21 protein-coding genes are annotated in these 21,342 nt (G+C 71.6%); 15 read left to right on the top strand and 6 right to left on the bottom strand.

Going from position 1 to position 21,342, the window contains the following annotated elements; all coding sequences use genetic code 11:
- The first annotated feature begins 2 nt into the window (after positions 1-2).
- Together sufU and ACFYW9_RS38175 are read left to right on the top strand one after the other, a co-directional pair.
- On the top strand, positions 3-467 hold the full coding sequence (gene sufU, locus ACFYW9_RS38180) for a Fe-S cluster assembly sulfur transfer protein SufU (protein WP_351873601.1): 465 nt from the start codon (positions 3-5) through the stop codon (positions 465-467).
- A gap of 50 nt (positions 468-517) precedes the next feature.
- Entirely contained in the window at positions 518-880 is a 363-nt protein-coding gene (locus tag ACFYW9_RS38175) for a metal-sulfur cluster assembly factor (protein WP_389159675.1), read from the top strand.
- A gap of 94 nt (positions 881-974) precedes the next feature.
- Here ACFYW9_RS38175 and ACFYW9_RS38170 read toward each other — a convergent pair whose 3' ends face one another.
- Positions 975-1,928: an AbfB domain-containing protein gene (locus ACFYW9_RS38170; protein WP_389159667.1), complete on the bottom strand. Its 954-nt coding sequence runs from the start codon at positions 1,926-1,928 to the stop codon at positions 975-977.
- 399 nt (positions 1,929-2,327) lie between these two features.
- On the opposite strand from ACFYW9_RS38170, the gene ACFYW9_RS38165 reads away from it, so the two are divergent.
- Positions 2,328-2,693 (top strand): VOC family protein, encoded by a 366-nt coding sequence (locus ACFYW9_RS38165; protein ID WP_389159666.1) that lies wholly within the window; start codon positions 2,328-2,330, stop codon positions 2,691-2,693.
- Here ACFYW9_RS38165 and ACFYW9_RS38160 read toward each other — a convergent pair.
- On the bottom strand, positions 2,682-3,719 hold the full coding sequence (locus ACFYW9_RS38160; protein WP_389159665.1) for a hypothetical protein: 1,038 nt from the start codon (positions 3,717-3,719) through the stop codon (positions 2,682-2,684). The genes ACFYW9_RS38165 and ACFYW9_RS38160 overlap by 12 nt on opposite strands.
- A 283-nt stretch (positions 3,720-4,002) precedes the next feature.
- Between ACFYW9_RS38160 and ACFYW9_RS38155 the strand changes: the two genes are divergently transcribed.
- From ACFYW9_RS38155 to dapD, 3 genes are all read left to right on the top strand, one after another.
- Positions 4,003-4,323, top strand: coding sequence for a DMT family transporter (locus ACFYW9_RS38155; RefSeq protein ID WP_387296018.1), 321 nt, complete (start codon positions 4,003-4,005; stop codon positions 4,321-4,323).
- 34 nt (positions 4,324-4,357) lie between these two features.
- Positions 4,358-4,927, top strand: coding sequence for a TetR family transcriptional regulator (locus ACFYW9_RS38150; RefSeq protein ID WP_351873589.1), 570 nt, complete (start codon positions 4,358-4,360; stop codon positions 4,925-4,927).
- Positions 4,928-5,000: 73 nt separating this feature from the next.
- A complete protein-coding gene (gene dapD / locus ACFYW9_RS38145) occupies positions 5,001-5,990 on the top strand; it encodes a 2,3,4,5-tetrahydropyridine-2,6-dicarboxylate N-succinyltransferase (protein WP_326788480.1) in 990 nt (329 codons plus the stop codon).
- Between the two features lie 158 nt (positions 5,991-6,148).
- On the opposite strand, the gene ACFYW9_RS38140 is transcribed toward dapD, so the two are convergent.
- A complete protein-coding gene (locus ACFYW9_RS38140) occupies positions 6,149-6,646 on the bottom strand; it encodes a hypothetical protein (protein WP_389159664.1) in 498 nt (165 codons plus the stop codon).
- Positions 6,647-6,783: 137 nt separating this feature from the next.
- On the opposite strand from ACFYW9_RS38140, the gene ACFYW9_RS38135 reads away from it, so the two are divergent.
- Positions 6,784-7,353, top strand: a complete 570-nt coding sequence (locus ACFYW9_RS38135; RefSeq protein ID WP_328453767.1) for a SigE family RNA polymerase sigma factor — start codon at positions 6,784-6,786, stop codon at positions 7,351-7,353.
- Complete coding sequence (locus ACFYW9_RS38130) at positions 7,350-8,594, top strand: WD40 repeat domain-containing protein (RefSeq protein WP_389159663.1); 1,245 nt, start codon at positions 7,350-7,352, stop codon at positions 8,592-8,594. The genes ACFYW9_RS38135 and ACFYW9_RS38130 overlap by 4 nt, the downstream gene beginning before the upstream one ends.
- A gap of 32 nt (positions 8,595-8,626) precedes the next feature.
- On the opposite strand, the gene dapA is transcribed toward ACFYW9_RS38130, so the two are convergent.
- Positions 8,627-9,601 carry a 4-hydroxy-tetrahydrodipicolinate synthase gene (dapA, locus tag ACFYW9_RS38125; RefSeq protein WP_389159662.1) on the bottom strand — a complete coding sequence of 325 codons (975 nt, stop codon included), beginning with the start codon at positions 9,599-9,601 and terminating at the stop codon, positions 8,627-8,629.
- A 171-nt stretch (positions 9,602-9,772) separates the two neighbouring features.
- On the opposite strand from dapA, the gene ACFYW9_RS38120 reads away from it, so the two are divergent.
- Both ACFYW9_RS38120 and ACFYW9_RS38115 read left to right on the top strand, forming a co-directional pair.
- Positions 9,773-9,910 carry a hypothetical protein gene (locus ACFYW9_RS38120; protein WP_351873521.1) on the top strand — a complete coding sequence of 46 codons (138 nt, stop codon included), beginning with the start codon at positions 9,773-9,775 and terminating at the stop codon, positions 9,908-9,910.
- Positions 9,907-10,611 (top strand): hypothetical protein, encoded by a 705-nt coding sequence (locus ACFYW9_RS38115; RefSeq protein WP_389159661.1) that lies wholly within the window; start codon positions 9,907-9,909, stop codon positions 10,609-10,611. The genes ACFYW9_RS38120 and ACFYW9_RS38115 overlap by 4 nt, the downstream gene beginning before the upstream one ends.
- A gap of 104 nt (positions 10,612-10,715) precedes the next feature.
- On the opposite strand, the gene ACFYW9_RS38110 is transcribed toward ACFYW9_RS38115, so the two are convergent.
- Entirely contained in the window at positions 10,716-11,861 is a 1,146-nt protein-coding gene (locus ACFYW9_RS38110; protein ID WP_389159660.1) for a YihY/virulence factor BrkB family protein, read from the bottom strand.
- Between the two features lie 218 nt (positions 11,862-12,079).
- Here ACFYW9_RS38110 and ACFYW9_RS38105 point away from each other — a divergent pair, with 218 nt between their 5' ends.
- Both ACFYW9_RS38105 and ACFYW9_RS38100 read left to right on the top strand, forming a co-directional pair.
- Entirely contained in the window at positions 12,080-12,757 is a 678-nt protein-coding gene (locus ACFYW9_RS38105; protein ID WP_389159659.1) for an ArsR/SmtB family transcription factor, read from the top strand.
- 19 nt (positions 12,758-12,776) lie between these two features.
- Entirely contained in the window at positions 12,777-13,508 is a 732-nt protein-coding gene (locus ACFYW9_RS38100; protein WP_351873511.1) for an SRPBCC domain-containing protein, read from the top strand.
- A gap of 157 nt (positions 13,509-13,665) precedes the next feature.
- Here ACFYW9_RS38100 and ACFYW9_RS38095 read toward each other — a convergent pair whose 3' ends face one another.
- Positions 13,666-15,492, bottom strand: a complete 1,827-nt coding sequence (locus ACFYW9_RS38095; RefSeq protein WP_389159658.1) for an endonuclease/exonuclease/phosphatase family protein — start codon at positions 15,490-15,492, stop codon at positions 13,666-13,668.
- 339 nt (positions 15,493-15,831) lie between these two features.
- Between ACFYW9_RS38095 and ACFYW9_RS38090 the strand changes: the two genes are divergently transcribed.
- The 3 genes from ACFYW9_RS38090 (at position 15,832) to ACFYW9_RS38080 (ending at position 21,129) form a co-directional block, all read left to right on the top strand.
- Positions 15,832-17,283, top strand: coding sequence for a hypothetical protein (locus ACFYW9_RS38090; protein WP_389159657.1), 1,452 nt, complete (start codon positions 15,832-15,834; stop codon positions 17,281-17,283).
- 277 nt (positions 17,284-17,560) lie between these two features.
- The gene (locus ACFYW9_RS38085; protein ID WP_351873502.1) at positions 17,561-19,018 is read left to right on the top strand and encodes an alkaline phosphatase PhoX; all 1,458 of its coding nucleotides are present in this window, start codon (positions 17,561-17,563) and stop codon (positions 19,016-19,018) included.
- Positions 19,019-19,539: 521 nt separating this feature from the next.
- Positions 19,540-21,129, top strand: coding sequence for a TROVE domain-containing protein (locus ACFYW9_RS38080; protein WP_389159656.1), 1,590 nt, complete (start codon positions 19,540-19,542; stop codon positions 21,127-21,129).
- The last annotated feature ends 213 nt before the right edge of the window (positions 21,130-21,342 follow it).

Here is a 21,342-nt window from a genome sequence, read left to right as displayed (position 1 = left end):
ACGTGAAGCTGGATTCGATGTACCAGGAAGTCATCCTGGACCACTACAAGCACCCGCACGGGCGCGGTCTCAGGGACGGCGACGCCGAGGTGCACCACGTCAATCCCACGTGCGGTGACGAGATCACCCTGCGTGTGAAGTACGACGGCGAGCGGATCGAGGACATCTCGTACGAGGGCCAGGGCTGCTCGATCAGCCAGGCCTCGGCCTCCGTTCTGAACGACCTCCTGGTCGGCAAGGACGTGTCCGACGCGCAGAAGATCCAGGAGACCTTCCTGGAGCTGATGCAGTCCAAGGGCCGGATCGAGCCCGACGACGCGATGGAGGAGGTGCTGGAGGACGCGGTCGCGTTCGCCGGTGTCTCCAAGTACCCGGCCCGGGTCAAGTGCGCCCTCCTCAGCTGGATGGCGTGGAAGGACGCGACGGCCCAGGTACTGGGCGAGAGCGCCGAGAGGAAGACGGCATGAGCGAGAACACTGTGACATCGGACGAGACCGTCGTGACGTCGGACGAGTCCGTGGCCGCGTCCGGCGAGGCCGCCGCGGCGTCGGGCGGGAGCCTGACGACGAAGCCCGCCTCGGAGGAAGAGGTCCGCGAGGCGCTCTACGACGTCGTCGACCCCGAGCTGGGCATCGACGTCGTCAACCTCGGCCTCATCTACGGCATTCACATCGACGACGCGAACATCGCGACGATCGACATGACCCTGACGTCCGCGGCCTGCCCGCTCACCGACGTCATCGAGGACCAGGCCAAGTCCGCCACGGACGGTCTCGTCAACGAGCTGCGCATCAACTGGGTCTGGATGCCGCCGTGGGGCCCGGACAAGATCACGGACGACGGCCGCGAGCAGCTTCGCGCGCTCGGGTTCAACGTCTGAGTCCTCGGTCCAGGGCCTCGGCCCTCGAGCACCTCGCACGGGGCGGCACCTTCGGGTGCCGCCCCGTCGCGTTTCCCCGGCGGGCGCCCCGGGCTCAGGCCAGGCCGCGCACCAGGCGGAACGCGGAGTCCTCCCCGTAGAGCCTGTCGCGCTCGTAACGCCCGAGGACGAGCCGGAAGTTGCGGTGGCGCAGGAAACGGCCCGGGTAGTTGACCGCCTCCAGCATGACGGCGCCCGAGCGGGAGGACGCCCGTGGGCAGAAGGTGGCGTCCTGCCGGAAGAGCGTGGAGCCGTCGTCGCGGTCGGCGCGCAGGACGAAGTCGCGGTGGCGCAGGTAGGAGCCGTCGGTGGTGGCGAAGGAGTAGCAGGAGGACTTCGCCAGTCCTGGGACCACCGTGAAGCTGGCGGCCCGCCGGGTCGCGGCCGGGCTGCCGGAGCCGACCGGGTCGAGCCGGACCTGACCGTCGCTCAGATGCCAGTAGCGGTCGGGGTAGTTGACCGCCTGGACGGACTTCAGCCGCGAGGCCTGCCGGGGCGCGGAAGCGCTGTTGGAGGCGGCGGGCGTCGACTTCGCGTGGGCGGTCCCGCTGTCGGAACCCCGGTCCGACGGATCCGGCGACACGGAACCCCGCGACGCGGAATCCGCCGAGGCCGAGCGTGAGGTCCCCGGCGAGGACAGCGCGTCCTTGCCCGCCGGGGCCGTGGTCGTTCCCGCGGGCGCGCCGAAGAGGAAGGGGTTCGCCGTGTCGGCCGCGGTCCTGTTGCCCGCCTGACGTGACGAGACGTCAGAAGAGTTCGCCTGTACGGAGACCACGGCGATGACGGCGATCGTGACGGCCGCCGCGAGCCCACAGGCCAGCCAGAGCCGGCGTGTTCCCGGCAGCCTGCTCTCGTCGTCCGCCCCGAGGGCCTCCCAGGGCGTGGGGGACACGGGTACGAGGTCGGTCGACACCGGGTAGGGCGCGCCGCGCGGGGTGGGGCGCCAGGGCTCGATCTCCCTGGAGGGGGTGGACCCGTCGGAACCGGATCCGGGCGTCACTTCTGGCATGCGCGTTCCTAAGCGGGGGAGGGCGAGCGCGTGAGGGGTGAAGCGAGGTGGGGGACGCGGCACACGGAGCGGGCGGTCATGGAGACCCGGTGTGCGGCTGGTGAAACAGTAGTGGAACCGGTGACTACCGAGCAGTCGTTTCCAGCGGCGATGCAGGTATTTACGTACGGCTCTTTTCGGGCAATCGCCCACAGAGGATGGGTAGTTGGGCTGGGCCGGCGCTCGTTCGGTGAGGGCCGACGGGCGGTCGGGCGACGGTGCCCGCGGGGGAGTGGCGGCCCGGGTGTGTGCGCTGTGCCTGTCGGCGGAGGCTTCGTCGCCGGGGGAGCGTGCCCGCCGGGGTGCCGGCGCCGGTGTGCCTGTCGGCCGAGCCTTCGTCGCGGGGGGAGACTGCCGTTCATGGCTGTCTCTTTCTACCAACTGGTCATCGACGCCCACGACCTGCCGGCGCTCGCCCGTTTCTGGTGTCAGGTCCTCGACTGGCAGGTGCTGTTCGAGGAGGAGGACGAGATCGTCATCGGCGCCGACGCGAACGCGCTCCCCGGAATCTGCTTCGTCCCCGTCGGCGAGCGCAAGACCGTCAAGAACCGGCTCCACATCGATCTCACGCCGGACGACCGGGCCGCCGAGGTCGAGCGGATCCTCGCCCTCGGGGCGCGCCGGGCGGACGTGGGGCAGGGCGAGGACGTGACGTGGACCGTCCTCGCCGATCCCGAGGGCAACGAGTTCTGCGTGCTGAGGCCGAAGAAGTCACTACTCGACTGAGTCGGGCGTCCCGGGTGTGCCAGGTGTCCCGGGCCCGCCGGGCGCCTCCGTGACGGCGGCCGCGCGCACCAGTACGTCCGCCAGGCCTTCCTTTCGGATGCGCTGGTCGATGTACAGCAGGCTGCTCACCAGCGGCATGAACACCAGGGAGAAGAGCTGGACGAAGATGCCCGAGATCGCCGAGAGCACCAGGGAGCGCCCCATGTCGGGCATCATCCGGGCGTAGATCTCGGTCACGCTCGCGGGTTCTCGCGCCGACGAGAGGTCGTACGGCTGTGGGGCCGGCATCGCGAACTGGAACGGCACATTGATCACGATGGAGACGATGAACATGATCAGGCCGCCCAGCAGCAGGATGCCGAACGTACGCCACCACGCGCCCCGGACCAGTCGCGCCGACCGGCGCATCGCCGTCACCGGGGACGCTCCCTCCAGGACGGCGGCGGCCGGGGCGAAGCTGAACCGGACGAACAGCCAGACCATCAGGGGCACCGCGACCAGTACGAGCAGAAGGACGAGACCGAACGACGCGAACGGATCACTGCTCGCGACCGCGGCCGCCATCAGCGCGAACAGCACGATCAGCGCGATCATCGGTACCGCCACGGTCAGGCCCAGCAGCAGCGTCACCCCGAGTACGGACGGGGTGCGCGACCAGGCACGCTTCCACACCGCGCCGACGTGGGCCCGGCGCCCGAGCACGGCGTCGTGCAGGGTCGCCGTGGACGAGGCCTGGATGAAGGAACTCGCCACCAGCGAGACCACCATGCCCACCACCCACACGGTGCCGAACGCGATCAGGACGGCGCGCAGATCGGTCCAGTCGATGGACCGGGGCGCCGCGAGCATGCGGTCGAGCTGACTCTTCGTCGAGAGGTAGGCGGCGTATTCGAGGCCCAGTGTCAGGGCCGCCAGGACCACGACGCCCGCGAGCGCGAGTCCGAACAGCGGCTTCGCGTAGCGGCGCATCGTGACGAAGGCGCCGCCGAGGATGTGGTCCACGCCGAGCGGAGCCAGGGGGATCACACCCGGCTTGGGCGGTGGCGGCGGCATCCAGCCCCAGCCGCCCGGAGGGCCCCAGTAAGGTCCCGACGGCCCTGAAGGTCCCCACCCCGAACTGTCCGACATGCCCCTCGCGCTCCATGTGTTGTTGGGAGTCTGTTCGACTCCGGCCCCCTTGTGATCGCGAACGATATCTGCTGGGGCGCATGGTGCCCATGGCATATACGGGATCCATGCGCGAACGACCGCGGGCTCCGAATGTGTACACCCGTACGCATCCGCGGACTCCATGTGTACAGTCGTACGCATGGGATACGTACTGCTCGCCGGTGCCATCGCGGCGGAGGTCGGCGCGACCACCGCGATGAAGTACACGGAGGGCTTCAGCAGGCTGTGGCCGTCCTTGCTGACCGTCCTCGGATACGTCGTCGCCTTCGCGCTGCTGGCGCAGACCCTGAAGACCGTGTCGGTCGGCACGGCGTACGCGATCTGGGCCGGCGTCGGCACCGCCGCCATCGCCGCGATCGGCATGCTGTTCCTCGGCGAGGGGCTCACGGTCGCGAAGGCCGCCGGGATCGTACTGATCATCGGCGGGGTCGTCCTGCTGAACCTGGGCGGGGCGCACTGATGGCCGGGCCCGGCGCGGCGGACGGCGCACCGTGATGGCGCGGCGCCATGACCCCGAGCGGCGGCAGCGGATCATCGACGCGGCGATCCGGGTCGTCGGCGCCAAGGGCATCGCCGGGCTCAGCCACCGCTCCGTCGCGGCCGAGGCCGACGTACCGCTCGGCTCCACCACGTACCACTTCACGACCCTCGACGAACTCATGGTCGCCGCCCTGCGCCAGGCGAACGAGGGCTTCGCCGAGGTGGTCGCCGCCCGCGGCACCCTGGAGGACACCCGCGCGGACCTGGCCGCCGAACTCGCCGGACTGACCGGCGAATGGCTGGCCGGCGACCGCACGGGCGTGGAGCTGGAGTACGAGCTCTACCTCGCCGCCCTCCGCAGACCCGCGCTGCGCCCGGTGGCCGCCGAGTGGATCGACAGCCTCGTCGGACCACTGACCCGCCGCACCGACGCGGTCACCGCACGGGCGCTCGTCGCCCTGCTGGACGGGATCTGCCTCCAGGTACTGCTGACCGGGACGCCGTACGACGAGGGGTACGCCCGGGAGGCGCTGGCGCGGATCCTGCGGGGCCGCGAGGGGGCCGCGGACGGTCCGGGCAGGTGACCGGACGCCCGCTCACCGAGACGCCCCGCGCACCGGTTCGCCCGCGCGGCCCCCGTCAAGTTAGGTTGCACTCATGACCGACACGACTGCTTCTCGTACCACCGGCGCCGTCGCCGCCGGGCTCGCGACCCTCACCGCCGACGGCACCGTTCTCGACACCTGGTTCCCCGCACCCGAACTGTCCGAGGGCCCCGGCCCGTCCGGCACCGAGCGGCTGTCCGCCGAGCGGGCCGTGGAACTGCTCGGCGAGGGAGCCGCGCAGGCCATCGGCCCGGACGCCCGCCGGGGCGTCGAGGTCGTCGCGGTCCGTACGGTCATCGCCTCGCTGGACGACAAGCCGCTCGACGCGCACGACGCGTACCTGCGTCTGCACCTCCTCTCGCACCGCCTGGTCAAGCCGCACGGCCAGAACCTGGACGGCCTGTTCGGGCTGCTCGCCAACGTCGCCTGGACCTCGCTCGGTCCGGTCGCCGTCGACGACGTCGAGAAGGTCCGGCTGAACGCGCGCGCCGCGGGCCTGCACCTCCAGGTGACCTCCATCGACAAGTTCCCCCGCATGACGGACTACGTCGCGCCCAAGGGCGTCCGCATCGCCGACGCCGACCGGGTCCGCCTCGGCGCGCACCTCGCCGCGGGCACGACCGTCATGCACGAGGGCTTCGTGAACTTCAACGCGGGCACGCTCGGCACCTCCATGGTCGAGGGCCGCATCTCGGCCGGTGTCGTCGTCGGCGACGGCTCGGACATCGGCGGCGGCGCGTCCACCATGGGCACCCTCTCGGGTGGCGGCAACGTCCGGATCACCATCGGCGAGCGCTGCCTCGTGGGCGCGGAGGCGGGCGTGGGCATCGCCCTCGGCGACGAGTGCGTGGTCGAGGCCGGGCTGTACGTCACCGCCGGTACGCGTGTGACGATGCCCGACGGGGACATCGTCAAGGCCCGTGAGCTGTCCGGGGCTTCGAACATCCTCTTCCGCCGCAACTCGGTCACCGGAACCGTGGAGGCCCGCCCGAACAACGCGGTCTGGGGCGGCCTGAACGAGGTCCTGCACAGCCACAACTGACCGACGGCGGCAGCGACTCGCGGCCGCCCGCCCGATCATCGCTCCGAACTGCCGCCGAACCGGCGGCGGTTCGGCGCTGGTCACCACCGAGCGCCCTTCCACGGCCCCAGGACGGCCCGGGAGGGCGCTCGCGCGTCACCTCTCGACGTCAGGCGTCCTCACAGCCGGGACGCGAACTCCGCCAGCGCGGCGAAGTCGGGCTCGCTCAGGCCGACGCGGGGGTTCACGTGGTGCAGGAGGGCGGGGGCCGGGTGGTGGGCGGAGACGAACGTCTCGTCGGCCGGGCTCTGTTCGTCGTCCACCCAGGCGAACGGGCGGCCCTCGGCGTAGGCCACGATGCGTTCCGTCTTCCAGTGGACGCCGTCGGGGCGCTCGGTGAAGAGGGCGCCGGTGAAATCGACGTAGGGGAGTTCGGGCAGGCCGATCACGGGGCCGATCCAGCGGTTCGCGGAGTCCATCCAGGTGGTGGCCCAGCACAGGTCGTAGCCGAGGGCCAAAAGGGCACGGCCGTGGCCGGGGTGGAGCCAGACCCGCAGCGGCCGGCCGGGCCTCAGCGCCACGCGGATCGTGGTGTAGCCCGCGGGCCGGCGCTCCTTCTGGGCCGCGTACGGATTGAGCGGGCCGTCGACGTCGAGGAACAGCAGGGGTCGGCTCATCGGGTCACCCTAGAGGGCGCCGGCGGCGCAGGCGGGCGCAATTTTCTCGGCTCGGAGGCATAGCGGGAGGTGGCGGCGCGCGTCACCAGGGGCACAGGGGCGGGTCACAAGGGGCCGCCGGGGACGAGAAGGTGACGATGGATGCCGAAGCGGATGAGACCTTCCGGGACTTCGTGGCGAACAGGTCGTCCGCGCTGCTGAAGACGGCGGTGCTGCTCAGCGGGGGAGACCGGCACGCCGCCGAGGATCTGCTGCAGAACGCGCTGATCAAGGTGGCCGGCCGCTGGAACCGGATCGACGAACCCGAGGCGTACGTACGGCGGATCCTGTACCGGCAGCAGGTGAGCCGCTGGCGGCTGAAGTGGCCGAGACGCGAACTGAGCGTCGCCGAACCACCCGAGACGTCCGGTCCCGCGGTCCCCGGCACGGACGCCTCGGCGGCCGCCGAACTGCGGATCGTCATGCGGGGCGCGCTGGCCCGGCTCACCGCGCGGCAGCGCACCGTGCTCGTGCTGCGCTACTTCGAGGATCTGCCCGAGGCCGAGGTGGCCCGGCTCCTCGGCTGCTCCGTCGGAACCGTGCGCTCCACGGCACATCGCTCGCTCGCCCGGCTGCGGACGCTCGCCCCCGAACTGGCCGCGCTCGGCCCGGGGCACGAGCCGCAGCCGCCGTCCCGTGACTTCTCGCCCGTGGAGGTACGCCGGTGAACGTCGAAGAACTCCTGCGCGACACACTCCGGGAGCAGGCCGAGGACGGCCCGCGCACCCCGCCCGGATTCGCCGACCGCGTGCTCGCCGTCCGCCGGCGCCGGCGGACCCGGCGCATCGTGTCCGTCGCGGTCGCCGCGGCCGTGGTGCTCACCGCCGCGATCGCGGTGCCGAGCCTGGACTCCGGAGGGCACGACGTACGTCCCTTGCACGGGGTGGCCCCCAAGCCGGCCACCACGCACCCGGCGCCCTCGGCGCACCCGGCACAGTCACCGGTGCACGAGCTGGTCGCGGCCGGGAGAACGGCGATGGCCGCCTACTACACCCAGAAGACCGACTGGGGGGCCGCCCAGGACGGCATTTACAAGGGCGTCAGGGCGCGCACGTACTGGCTGCTCGACCCGAAGTCCGGCCGCTACGAGAAGGACACCCGGTGGTCGTGGGTCGCCGTGGCCCCCGGCCTGCGGACCGCCGCCGTACTGGAGCGGCACCTGCCCGCGAGCCGGATCGGGCTGCTCGACCTCCGGAGCGGCAAGGTCGAGCGGTGGATCCCGGTCGACCACCCGGTGGGTGGGCTGGCGTTCTCGCACGACGGCACGAGACTCGTGGCGACGACGTACAGCGAGAATCCCGACAAGCGCATCAAGATGGACGACATCGACAGGATCCCTGTGTCGGTGAAGCCCTCCCGCACCGGCTTCTACGTCTTCGACGTGGCGTCCGGCAAGGGCTCCTGGGCCGATGTGGGGGTGCTCCTGGACGACCATGACCAGGGCAACCAGATCAACGCGCGCCAGGACTTCGCGTTCTGCCGCGACGGGAAGACCGTCACGGGCCGGCAGGCGGTCGCGCCCGGCGAGCGCTTCTACGACGTGTCCGGCCGGGAGGTGAGCGTGCCCGACGCGGAGCGCCACAACACCGGGCTCGTCGCGGCAGGCCTGTCGCCGGACGGCACCCGGGTCGCCGGGGAGTTCGCGGGCGAGAAGTGGCACACCTCCTCGTGGATCCTCGACGCGCGTACCGGCAAGCACATGGCCGAGGTCCGTGGTCAGATGCTCCTCGCCTGGGCCGACGACAGGTCCCTGATCGCCTGGGACATCGCCAAGGGCGACAAGAACGAGTTCCACAATCGGCTGGTGCTGGTCACCATCGGCAGCGACAAGGAGGTGCCGCTCAGCGGCTTCCTCAAGGGCACCGACGGCACGGTGGGGCGCTGGGAGCCCGTCTTCGCCGAGCGCTGAGCCCCCGCCGCGTGATCCGAACGGGGTAGGTCCTAGGCCACGGCGAGATCGTCCGTGACCTGGGCGAGCACCGCCCGCAGCCCGTCGGCCGTCTCCCGGCCGGCGGGCCGCAGCGGTGCCCGGACCGGGCCCGCCGGCAGTCCGAGCGTGGCCAGCAGCGCCTTCGCGGTGACCGTGCCGGGCAGGCCCGCCGCCATCATCGCCTCGATCAGCGGCACGGCCCGCCGCGTCAGCCCGGCCGCCTCCGCCGTGTCGCCGCCGTCGAACGCGTCGAGCACGGCCCGCATCAGGCCCGGCACGACGTTCGCCACCGTGCTGACGTACCCGGCCGCACCGGTCGCGTACAGCGCGAGGACGTACTCGTCGCAGCCCGCGTAGTACGCCAACTCCGTCCGGGCCAGCACCTTTTGCGTACCGAGCAGGTCGTACGCGCAGTCCTTCACCGCCACGATCCGCGGATGCCCCGCGAGCCGGATCATCGTCTCCGGCTCGATCCGCGTCCCGGTGCGCCCCGGGATGTCGTACAGCATGAGCGGCAGCCCCGAGGCGTCCGCGATCTCCCGGAAGTGCGCCTCGACCGCGTCCTGCGGAGGCCTGCTGTAGTACGGCGCGACCACCAACAGCCCGTCCGCGCCCGCCTTCTCGGCCGCCAGGGCCAGTTCCACGGTGTGCCGGGTGTCGGCGGTCCCCACCCCCGCCACGACCGACGCCCGGTCGCCCACGGCCTCCCGCACCGCCCGCACCAGCGTGGCCTTCTCGGCGTCCGACGTGGTCGGCGACTCGCCTGTCGTCCCGGAGAGCACCAGCCCGTCGCACCCCTCGGCCACCAGCCACCCGGCGAGCCGCTGCGCGCCCTCGACATCCAGCGCGCCCTCCCGCGTGAACGGCGTGACCATCGCGCAGAGGGCGCGGCCGAAGGGAGGAGCGGGGCGCGTCGGGTACGGGGTGGCGGCGACGGCCGGGGCAGGGGGGACAGGGGTCGCGGGGGCGGTCCTCGGAACGGTCATGAACGTAGTGTCGGCCACCCTATTGTGAAGTTCCACTTAAACCTTCTACGAGATATCGTCAACGAGTGCTACGTCATTGGAGGGTGGGGAGGGGCGAGGCACTGGTGCCGAACCGGGGCGTCATGGGTCACCATGGCCTGAACGGCAGTCGTCGGCACAGCGGGAGGCGTCATGAGGCTCGGCAAGGCACTCGCCACCGGAGTCGCGGAGGAACAGGTCCACGCACACGAGGAAACGGCCCAACTCCCCGACCTCGTCGAGGAGCCGGAGGCCACCTCCGTGCCCGAAGAGGTTCCGGCGGGCCGATGAGGCTGCGGCTCCCCGAGGAACGCCCGACGGAGCCTCCGACCGGATACAAGATCGCCCACCCGGTGCTGTCCCAGGACGGCACCCGGGCCGGGTTCACCGGGGTGTCGCTGGGTGGCGCCCTGCCGTACGAAGTGGTGGACGAGGCGCGCTGTGTCTACGGACGGCGGCACCGCGCCCCGCACCGCCGCTGCGACTGCGGCTTCCACTGCGTGCACGAGTCCACCGTCGCCGAGGCGATGCTGTGCACCGCCGAACACCGGGCCGCCGTTCTCCTCGAAGTCTCCGTCCTCGGCGCCTACATCCGCTTCGAACGGGGATTCCGCTACGCCCGTCAGCGGGTGCGCAGGGCCGACGTCGGCCCCTGCGGCTGCGGCGCCGTGGCCGCGGCGCTCGCCGATGCCGGCTGGGGGCGTCCGGGCTGGCGCGCCCTGACGGCGGCGTGCGCGGGCTGCGTACGCGGCCGTACGTCGCTCTCGCTCGCCTCCTTCGCGCGGCTGGCCGGTGAGGGGCTGCGGGTCCGGGCCGCCGCCGGCCCCGTGGCAGGCGTCGAAGGCCCTGAGGGCGCCACGGCCGGTCCCGGCGGTGCCGCGACCGGTCTCGGGGTGGCCGAGCTGGTCGCGGAGGCCGCTCTGCTCCAGGCCCGACTCGACTGGTTCCAGAGCCAGTTGGGCCAGTTGCACGACCGAGGGACCCAGGGGTAGCGCGCGCCGGGCCGGGTAATCGAAGGAGCCGGAGGGGAATGACGCGGCGGCGGACCGGACGCCGGTCCGCCGCCGCGTCGTACGCACGCCGCCGACGCCTCCCCTCACACCCGCTCGGCGGTGTCCCGGCCGGCCTCGGCACGCGTCGGAGCGATCCCCGTCTCCGCCTTCTCCCGGGCCGCGCGCAACGCCCGTAGACGCGGCGGCCACTTGCGGGTGTCACGCGGTTCGACGTAGGGCTCCTCGGTCGGGGGCCGGCCGTGGGTGATGGCGCGCTGGCGGGCCAGTTCCGCGTCGAACTCCAGTCCCAGGAGGATGGCGAGGTTGGTGAGCCAGAGCCAGACGAGGAAGACGATGGCGCCCGCGAGCGTTCCGTACGTCTTGTTGTACGAGCCGTAGCCGGCGGCGTAGACGGCGAATCCCGCGGACGAGGTCAGCCAGGCCAGGGTGGCGAGGACGCTGCCGACGCTGAACCAACGGAAGCCGCGGCCGGAGACGTTGGGTGCCGCCCAGTACAGCAGCCCGATCATCAGTTCCACGAACACCAGCAGGACGGGCCACTTGACGATCGACCACGTGGTGATCACCGCGCCGCCGAGCCCGAACGCGGTACCGGCGCGTTCGGCCAGAGGCCCGGTGAACACCACGATGATCGCGCTCCCGGTGAGGAGCAGCATCAGCGTGACGGTGAGCGCCAGCCTGAGCGGTGTGACCTTCCAGACCGGGCGGCCCTCCGGAAGGTCGTACACGGCGTTGGACGCTCGGATGAACGCGCCGACGTACCCGGACGCGGACCACAGCGCCGCGAGCAGCCCGACGATCGCCAGCACCCCGCCCGTACCGCCGCTGTGCGCCAGCTGCGTCACCGCGTCACGCAGGATGTCGCGCGCCGGGCCCGGCGCCAAGTCCCCCACGTTGTCGAGGAGTCTGTCCGTGACGCGCTGCCCCATGACACCCAGGAGGGAGACCACCACCAGCAGCGCGGGGAACAGCGACAGTACGCCGTAGTAGGTCAACGCCGCCGCGCGGTCGGCGAGTTCGTCTTCGCGGAACTCCTTCGCCGTGCGCCAGGCCACGGACCACCACGCTCGCGCGGGCAGCCTGACGGGACCGTCGTTCCCGGCGGGCGCCGCCGTCCGCGTGCCCGTGCCCGTACTCGTGATGCCGGTGCTCGTGCCGGTGCCGGTGTCCGCGTCCGTGACCGGGTCCGGAAGAGCTCGCCGCTTCGATTCCGGTCGCTTCTCGTCCATGACCGCCGTCTTGCCCGGATCCGGCTCCTGAAGCCCGCCGGGAGCGCCCGGGCCGCTCCGGAACGCGGGCCTTCGTGAACTCGGGCGTCCTGGGAACTCGGGTTCCCCGTGAACTCCGGCCACCCGGGAACTTCGGCCACCCGTGGACTCCAGCCCCGTGACTCACCGACGATTTGAATCGTCTGGACAAGAAAAGTTTTCGGTGGGAAGCTGGAGTCATGTTGGACGTGACCGTGATCGAGGACGCCGAGGCCGCCGTCGTGTCGCTGGACCCCGTACGGGCCCGGCTGCTCGCCGAACTGGCCGCCGGGCCCGCGTCGGCCGCCATGCTGGCCGGCAAGGTCGGCCTGCCCCGGCAGAAGGTGAACTACCACCTCAAGACCCTGGAGCGGCACGGCCTGGTCGAGCTGGCGGGCGAGCGCCGCAAGGGGAACGTCACCGAGCGGATGATGCGCGCGACCGCGGCGTCGTACGTCATCTCGCCCCAGGCGCTGGCCGCCGTACAGCCCGATCCGGACCGTTTCCGGGACCAGCTGTCCGCCCGCTGGCTCCTCGCGCTCGGCGCCCGGCTCGTCCGGGACGTCGGCCTTCTGGTCACCGGAGCCGCGAAGGCCCGCAAGCGGCTTGCGACGTACGCGCTCGACGGCGAGGTGACCTTCGCCTCGGCGGCCGACCGTGCCGCGTTCATCGAGGAGCTGACGGCCGGGGTGAGCGCGCTCATCCGCAAGTACCACGACGGGGACGCGGAGGCAGGGCGTCCGCACCGGATCGTCGTCGCCGTCCACCCCACGGTCAAACCCGAAACCGTGTCCGGACCCGAGGCCGTGGCGCGGACCGAGGCCGTGGCCGGACCCGAAGCCGCGGAGGCCCCCGCGGGCCCCGAAACCACCCACTGATCAGCCAGGAGTCATCATCATGCCCAAGGAATTCGAGGTCGCCCGCGAGTACGAGGTCGACGTTCCGCCCGTCCGGGTGTGGGACGCGATCACCAGCGGCAGCGGCGGCTGGCTGTGGCCCATGGAGTTCGAGCCGCGCGAGGGCGGGGCCGGGCCCTTCGGCAGCACCATCACCACCTGGGACCCGCCGCACCGGCTGACCGTGCGCACCGAGGACGTCGGGTTCCCGACGCAGAGCCTCAACCAGATCGACCACACCATCGAGCCCCGCGACGACGGCCGCGGTTCCTGGGTCCGGTACGTGCACAGCGGCATTTTCACCGACGACTGGGACAACCAGTACGACGGAGCCGACAAGCACACCGACTTCTATCTGCACACCCTGCGCGAGTACGTGACCCACTTCGCGGGCCGGCCGGTGGCCTTCGCGACCTTCGACGGGCCCGGCGTGTCCGCGGACTCCGACGCCTTCGCGGCCGTCGGAAGGGCGCTCGGCCTCCCGGACGGCACCGCCGAGGGCGCGCGGGTGCGGGCGAAGGGACCCGGCGGCGAGGACTTCGACGCCGTGCTCGACTACCGCAACCCGTACTTCATCGGGCTGCGCACCGACAGCGCGCTCATCCGCTTCTTCGGGCGCGGCCGCTGGGGCGCGCCGGTCGGCATGAGCGTCCACGACTTCGCGCCCGGCGCCGACGCCAAGGGCGACGAGGCCGCCTGGAAGGGCTGGCTCGACGGGGTCTTCGCGGGCTGACCGGCGCCCGGACGGGGAGCCGCCCCCGCGGGCCGAAGGTGTCACTGTCCGCAGTCCGGGCGGAATCACGCTCCGCGACCGGAGGAGCGGGTACGGCGAGCAGGCGAAGAGCCCGGCCCCCCGGACGACGGGGCCGGGCTCTCGCGTACCGGAGCGACTACGGACGGAACCGCAGCACCTGCGGGTCGTGGTCGCTGATCTGGTCGGAGAACTCCGAGTTGATGTGCACGCTGTCGTACTCCAGGCCGCAGTCCTTGCGGATCGACGGGCTGACCAGGATCTGGTCGAGAACCTGGGCGTTGCCCTGGTAGTCGTACGTGTAACGCTCGCTCTTCGGCAGCGACTTGATCGCCGACCAGAGCTCGCCGTCGCCCTCCAGGATCTTGGCCGTGTCGGAGAACTCGAAGTCGTTGATGTCGCCGAGCGTGATGACGTCGGCGTTCTTCTGCGACTTCAGGATCTCGTCGACGAACGCGTTCACCGCGGTCGCCTGGGCGTGCCGCTGGACCTCCGAGCTGCGCGTCGGCGGCTGGTACTGCGAGGTCAGCCCCTGGTCGCCCCCCTTGGAGTTGAGGTGGTTGGCGATCACGAAGACCGTGTGGCCGCGGAAGACGAACTCGCCCGCGAGCGGCTTGCGACTGCTCTTCCAGGCCTCGTTCGCCGGGTCGATGCGGCCCGGGGACGCGGTGAGCCGCGCCTTGCCGTGCACCTTCGTGACACCGACGGCGGTCGTCGAGTCGCCGCCCGCGCGGTCCGTGAACGAGACCCGCTCGGGGTTGAAGAGGAAGACCTGGCGGATGTTGCCGCCGGGCTCGCCGCCGTCCTGGTCGTTGACCGGGTCGATGGAACGCCAGTCGTACGCCGGGCCGCCCGCCGCGACGATCGCGTCGATCAGCTTCCGCACCGTCTGGTCGGCGGAGACCGTGCCGTCGTCCGTCGCGCCGTTGTTGTCCTGGATCTCCTCCAGGGACACGATGTCGGGCGACTTGAGGTTGTTCACGATCGCGGACGCGTGCGCGGCGAACGTGCCGTCGCCCGGGTCCAGGTTCTCGACGTTGTACGTCGCCACCGCCAGCTCGCCGCGCGCCTGCTTCCGCGTCGTCTCGCGCTCCAGGCCGCCCTTCTCCAGGGCGCCCAGCTGGTTGGCGACGAGGGTGTAGCCGCCGAACTGGTTGTAGTCGAGCGGACCCGCCGTGGTGCCGGTGAGCTTGTCGCCGACGTTCGCGGTCGGGAAGTCGGCCGTCGCGCCGAGGGACTGGATCTGTATCCGGCCGGTGTTCTGCGAGGTGTACGAGCCGTACACCGTGCCGCCGCGGTGGGTGGCGTGCTCGCGCGGCTTCACCGTGACCCACAGCTCCGTGTACGGGTCGGTGGCGGTGACCACCCGGGCGTCGGCGACCTGGACGTTCATGCCCTCGAGGGACTCGTAGTAGTCCAGGGCGTAGTTCGCCGGCTCCAGGGTGAGGGCGTTCACCGAACCGCCCGCGGCGGTGTCGCCGGCGGGGGCGTAGGTGTTCGGCACGGACCTGGCGTCGACGACCGTCGCGGCCGGGACGGCGTTGCCGTTGGAGACGACGGTGACCGTCGGCTTGGTGACCTCGGTGACCGACTGGTTGCCGGTGGAGACGCCGCCCGGGACGTACTCCGAGATCGTGCCCGTCACCGTGACCGAGTCGCCGACGGCGACCTTGGGGGCGGAGCTGGTGAAGACGAAGACGCCCTCACTGGTGGCGGGGTCGGCGTCCGGGGTGGGGTCCTGGAACCAGAAGCCCTTGGACGAACCGTATGTCCGCACGCCGGTGACGATGCCGGCCACGTCGGTGACCTTCGCGCCCGCGAGGGGGGAAGTCCGGGTGGTGCCCTGGATGTCGTGGATGTGGACGGTGTCCGCGTGGGCCGGTGTGGTGAGCACCACGGCGGAGATGGTGGAACAGACCGCGGCGACGGTCAGCGCGCCGATGCGCGCGGTTCTCTTGCTCGGCAAGGGAATCCCTCCGGGGACGTTCGTGAGCGCCGGGACGAGGGTGGACTGGTGGGGGGAGCGCGACCTGCTTGCGGGCCAGTGACGCGCGTAGAAAGGTCTGGCCGTAAGGCGGTTGAACTTCTACGCGCGTCAATCTCGTGTGTGGCGGGGGGAGTTGTCAAGGTTTCGACGGTGTACGAGACCTGTCGGACACATGAACCGGGCGGCATGGGTGGAAATCCGTCTAGGCTGAGCAGTCGGCACGGATTTCCCGGGCCGCCCCCGGGCCTCGGGCCCGCCGGCGCCCGGCGGGATCCGGCGCACGCCGTGACCGATGGTGTTCGGAGGAGAACTCAGCCGATGTCAGACAGCTCTTCCCTGCCGCCCGTGCGACTGCACTCCGAGGCGCGGCTGGCGCGGGACGCGCTCGCCGCGCCGCTGCTCTCCCGCGCCGCGCGGCTGGCCCGCTGGGCAGGCCCCGCCACTCGTGTCGGCGCCGGAGGCGAACTCGTCGAGGAACAGCTTCCCGAGGCGGCCGGAGTCCTCGGCCTGACCGGTGACGACGCGGCCGCCCTCGCCGGTGAGGCCTGGCGGGTGGCCGTCGACACCGGGCTCGTCGAGATCGTGGACGAGAAGGACGAGAAGGACGAGGAGGGTGAGGCGGAGGGCACCGTCACCCAGGGCGAGGACCTCGCCCTGCTCACCTCCGGCGCCCCGCAGGACGTCCTCGGCTTCTGGCTCGGCGCCCTCGACGTCGTGCTGGCCGACGCGAGCGTGCCCGACCTCGGCGGTCTCGTCGACGCCATGGACGAGGAGGGCGAGATCGACCTCTCCTCGCTGGACTGGGACCCGGATGCGGAGTCCGCGCTCCTCGACGGGGTGCTCGGCAACCTGTATCTGCTGACCGTCGGCGAGGACGCGCTCGGCGAGGTGTCGGTGCCGCTGCCCGCGCTCGCCGCCTCGGTGATCCTTCCCGACGACATGGGGGAGCCCACCGACGACGTCCTGGAACAGGTCTCGGACGCCATGATGCGGCTCGACGAGCAGTTCAGGCTGCTGGAGCCCATCGGACTCGTCGAGTTCCAGCCGGTCGACGAGGCCCTGATGGCGGAAGCCGCCGAGGAGTCGGCCCCCGCGGACGACATGGACGTGTCACGGTACGGGGTGGTGCGCCTGACACCGCTCGGTCTGTACGGACTGCGCGCCCGGCTGATCGAGGCGGGCTTCTCCGCCCCCGCGGTCGGCGAGCTGACCGACAAGGGCGCGGACACACTGCTGGACGGCACGGTCGGCTTCCCTCCGACCGCCGCCCAGGCCGAGATCGAGCAATGGCTCGCCCGGCGTGAACCGCTCCCCGCCGCGCAGGAGCTGCTCTCCGCGGCGCGGGGCGCGGACCCGAGCGCCCCACTGCGCCGCCTGCACTGCCAGCAGGCCCTCGCGCTCGTCGGCGCGGAGGCCGAGCCGGCGCTGCGCGAGGTGCTCGACGACGCCGAACTGGGCGGTCTCGCCCGGGTCTGGCTCTCCGAGCGCGGCGCGCCCGACGTGCCCCCGCCGTCCGAGGCGATGGTCTTCTGGCTGACCATCGACACGGTGGCGGCACAGCTCGCCGCGGAGGGAAACTCCGCGGAGCTCCAGTCCCTGGTCGAGGGCCTGGCCCGGCAGCACAGCGGCTTCTTCGACACGGCCTGGCGGGTCGATCACCCCGCCGCCCCGGACGTCCTGGAGGCCATGGGCCGTCTGCACCCCGACAAGAAGGTCGCCAAGGAGGCCCGCAAGGCGGCGTTCAAGGCCCGGTCGCAGCAGGGAGTGTGACACCGCCGTGAGGTGACTCGGTCGCGTGTGTCCGGGGCCGTGCGTCCGGCGCCGTCTGCCGGGCGCTCTGTTCCGGGCCCGTGTGCCGGGTCCGGGCGGGTCGCTCCCCGGAGCGGCCCGTTCCGTGCGCCGGTCGGGTGGATTCACACAAGCGGGCCCTCGGAAGTCGGTGCGCGTTCAACTCGTGTTCAGGGGAGGGCGGGACGGTGTGGCCGCGATCCGAGGTCGCCAGCCGCCCCCCAAGACAGTCCGAGCCCACCGTCACAGGAGACATCACATGTCGCTCTCTCGCAGGGACTTCGCCAGGCAGTCCGCGATCACCGGTGCAGGCGTGGCCCTGATCGGCAGCGTGGGCGCCCTTGCCACCGCCCCCAACGCGCTCGCCGCCACGGAGACGGAGACCGGGGGCGCGGGTGAGGACTCGGCGGAGTCCCGCCACGGCGGCGTCGGCTACGGCCCGCTCGTCACCGATCCCAAGGGCCTCCTCGCGCTGCCCGCCGGGTTCTCCTACCGCGTCATCACCCACAGCGGCCGGACCAAGCTGGAGTCGGGCGAGTTCACGCCCTCCAACCACGACGGAACGTCCACCTTCGAGGGCCCGCGCGGCGCCACCCTCCTGGTCAACAACCACGAGCTGGCCGGCCCCCGTGCCAACTGGCCCTACCCGGTGCCGCTCACCGAAGGCCTCGTCTACGACCCCGCCGCCGCGGGCGGCTGCACGGTCGTCGAGGTGCGCCGGGACAAGGTGGCCGAATGGGTCGGCATCGCCGGCACGGCCACCAACTGCGCGGGCGGCAACACCCCTTGGGGCACCTGGCTGACCTGCGAGGAGACCGAGGACAAGGCCGGCACCAACGGCTTCACCAAGGACCACGGCTACGTCTTCGAGGTCGACCCCGAGGACCGCCGCCGCAACCGGAACCCCAAGCCGATCAAGGCGCTCGGCCGCTACGCGCACGAGGCCGTCGTCGTCGACCCCAAGCGTGACCGCCTCTACCTCACCGAGGACGCCTCGAACCCCAACGGCCTGCTGTACCGCTGGACGCCCCCGCAGGGCTTCGAGCACGGCCACGGGAAGCTCCGTACCCTCGCCGACGACGCCGGGTCGCTCCAGGCCTTCAAGTGCTTCGACTCCGGCGGCAAGTTCGTCGACGACCTCTCCCGTGCCACGAAGATCGGCACCGTGTACGGCGTGGACTGGGTCGACGTCACGGACCGTGACGCCAGGACCGTGTCCGTCCGCAAGCAGTTCACCGCCGGCCAGGTCACCCGCGCCCGCAAGCTCGAGGGCATGTGGTGGAGCGACGGCGGCGTCTACATCGTCTCCTCCTACGCCCGCACCGAGAGCCCCGGCCAGGCGCACGACGGAGCGGTCTGGTTCTACGACCCCAAGCGCCGCACGCTGACGCTGAAGGTCCTCATCGGCGTGAACCCCGACCCGTCCGTCGACGGCGCCTTCGACGGCCCCGACAACATCACCGTCTCCCCGTACGGAGGCCTCGTCATCGCCGAGGACGGCGAGGGCGTCCAGCACCTCTTCGGTGCCACCGAGAGCGGCCGTACGTACCCGATCGCCCGCAACGAGCTGAACATCGGCACCGCCGAGGCGCCGGAATACAGCGAGTTCACCGGTGTCACCTTCTCGCCCGACGGCCGGACCCTCTACGCCAACATCCAGGTTCCGGGGATCATGCTCGCCATCACCGGCCCCTGGAAGCGCCAGAAGCGCGGCTGAACTCCCGCGGTTTCCCCGGCGATTTAATTCGCTCGCCCGACGCGCGGCCGCCCTCCTAAAGTGATGCCTGTCCAGGTGCGAAGGCAGGACCTACTTCCACTCATAATGGGGCGGCCGCGGGTTCGAGTCCCGCCACCGGTACAACGCGCCGGTGTAGCTCAGGGGTTAGAGCACCTACGTCGGTTCAGCCGAACCTGAACTCTGGACACACCACAACTTCATGCACCTCCCGGTGCGCGGGCCGCGGCTACTTCTCTCTCAAAGAATCCATGCCGCGGCCGACTTGATCTCGGGAGGCGCAGCTCATGGTGGGTGCCCGGTGCGCAGGCAACGGTTACTTCATCGGGATCGGAAGGTCGCGGGTTCAAGTCCCGTCATCGGCCTCGGGCCGGTGTAGCTCAGTCGGCAGAGCGTCTGAACAAGTTCCGTCGCCGACTCCTGATCTCGGACACCCTCCATTTGCTGTGCCTCCCTCCGAAACGCGGCGTCACCGTCGTAGAACGAATTCGGGGGAATTCACCATGGCACGATTCAACACCAAGGCGGCCAAGGCGCAGCCCACTTCCCGCGTGACCTCCACCGGCCGTGTGCTGCGGACGCACCAGGGCGGCCGGGGACAGGAGCGAGACGCACGCTCCGAGCTCTTCCTCCTGGCGATCGCCAACTTCGTCTCGCAGCGGACCTTCTACGAGACCGGCGAGGCCCGCGACGACCGGTTCGCCGCGCTCGTGCGCGAGCTCGCCGTTTCCGACCCGTCCTGGACCGCCGGCCTGCTGGGCTGGCTGCGCGGAGAGGGAAACCTGCGCACGGCCGCGCTCGTGGGCGCCGCCGAGTACGTGAAGGCGCGCCTGGACGCGGGCGCCACCGACGGTCCCGCCAACCGGCAGGTCGTCGCCTCCGTACTGCTCCGGCCGGACGAGCCGGGCGAGCTGCTCGCCTACTGGACCTCCCGGTACGGCCGCAACGTGCCCAAGCCCGTCAAGCGGGGCATCGCCGACGCCGTACGACGTCTCTACCACGGCAAGTCGCTGCTGAAGTACGACACCGCGTCCAAGGGGTACCGCTTCGGCGACGTCCTCAACCTCGTACACGCGGCGCCGGACCCGGACAAGTCCTGGCAGGGCGACCTGTTCCAGTACGCGCTGGACCGGCGCCACAACCCGGACACGGCCGTCGTCCCCGAGTCGCTGCCCGTGCTGGCCGCCCACCGCGACCTGATGGCGCTGCGGCCGGCCGAGCGGCGCGAGGTCGTGACCGGCGAGCAGGGGGCGCGGCGCCTGGCGGACGCGGGGATGACCTGGGAGGCACTGGCGGGCTGGCTTCAGGGGCCGATGGACAAGGAAGCCTGGGAGGCCGTCATTCCGTCCATGGGTGCCATGGCGCTCGTCCGCAACCTGCGCAACTTCGACGAGGCCGGCGTCAGCGACGAGGTGGCGGCACAGGTCGCCGCGAAGATCAGTGACCCGGCGGAGGTCGCGCGTTCGCGGCAGTTCCCGTTCCGCTACCTCGCGGCCTACCGGCACGCGCCGTCGCTGCGCTGGTCGTACCCGCTGGAGCAGGCGCTCGCTCACTCGCTGGCCAACGTGCCCACGCTGCCCGGCCGGACGCTGGTGCTCGTGGACCGTTCGGGCTCGATGTTCTACTCGCGTCTGTCGGAGCGTTCCGAGCTCAACCGGGCCGACGCGGCGGCGATCTTCGGTACGGCGCTCGCGCTGCGGGCGGCGGACGCGGATCTCGTCGAGTTCGGCACCACCAGCAAGCGGGTGAAGTTCCGTGCGGGCGAGTCCGTGCTCAAGGTCATCGGGCGGTTCGGCGACCTCGGCGGCACCGACACGACCGAGGCGGTCCGCAAGCACTACAAGAAGCACGACCGGGTCCTCATCGTCACCGACGAGCAGGCCATGTACAGCCAGTTCGGCGACCCGACCGAGCAGGTACCGGCGCACGTCCCGGTCTACACCTGGAACCTCGCCGGCTACAGCGTGGGCCACGGGCCCTCGGGGAGGGGTAACCGGCACACGTTCGGGGGACTCTCGGACGCGGCCTTCCGGATGGTTCCGCTTCTGGAGTCGGCGCGGGACGCGGACTGGCCGTGGGTCCAGGCCGGCTGAGGAGCGAGGCCGGCTGAGGGGCGAGGCTCTCGGGGCCGGGACAGGGGCGCGGTCCGTACTTCGGTACGGGCCGCGCCTCCGTGCGTGCCGGGTCGCTGCGCCGGCGGCCGCCGGGCGCGGTTCCCGTCCGGTGGTGGGTCGGGGGCGGGGGGGGGGGGCGGCCCCGCGGGGGGGGGGGGGGGGGGGGGGGGGGGGGGGGCGGGGCGCGGGGGG

The sequence above is a fragment of the Streptomyces sp. NPDC002698 genome (assembly GCF_042888945.1).
Taxonomy (GTDB): Bacteria; Actinomycetota; Actinomycetes; order Streptomycetales; family Streptomycetaceae; genus Streptomyces.
Note: the sequence above shows the minus strand (reverse complement) of the source record. Positions and strands in the feature narration are given on the sequence as shown.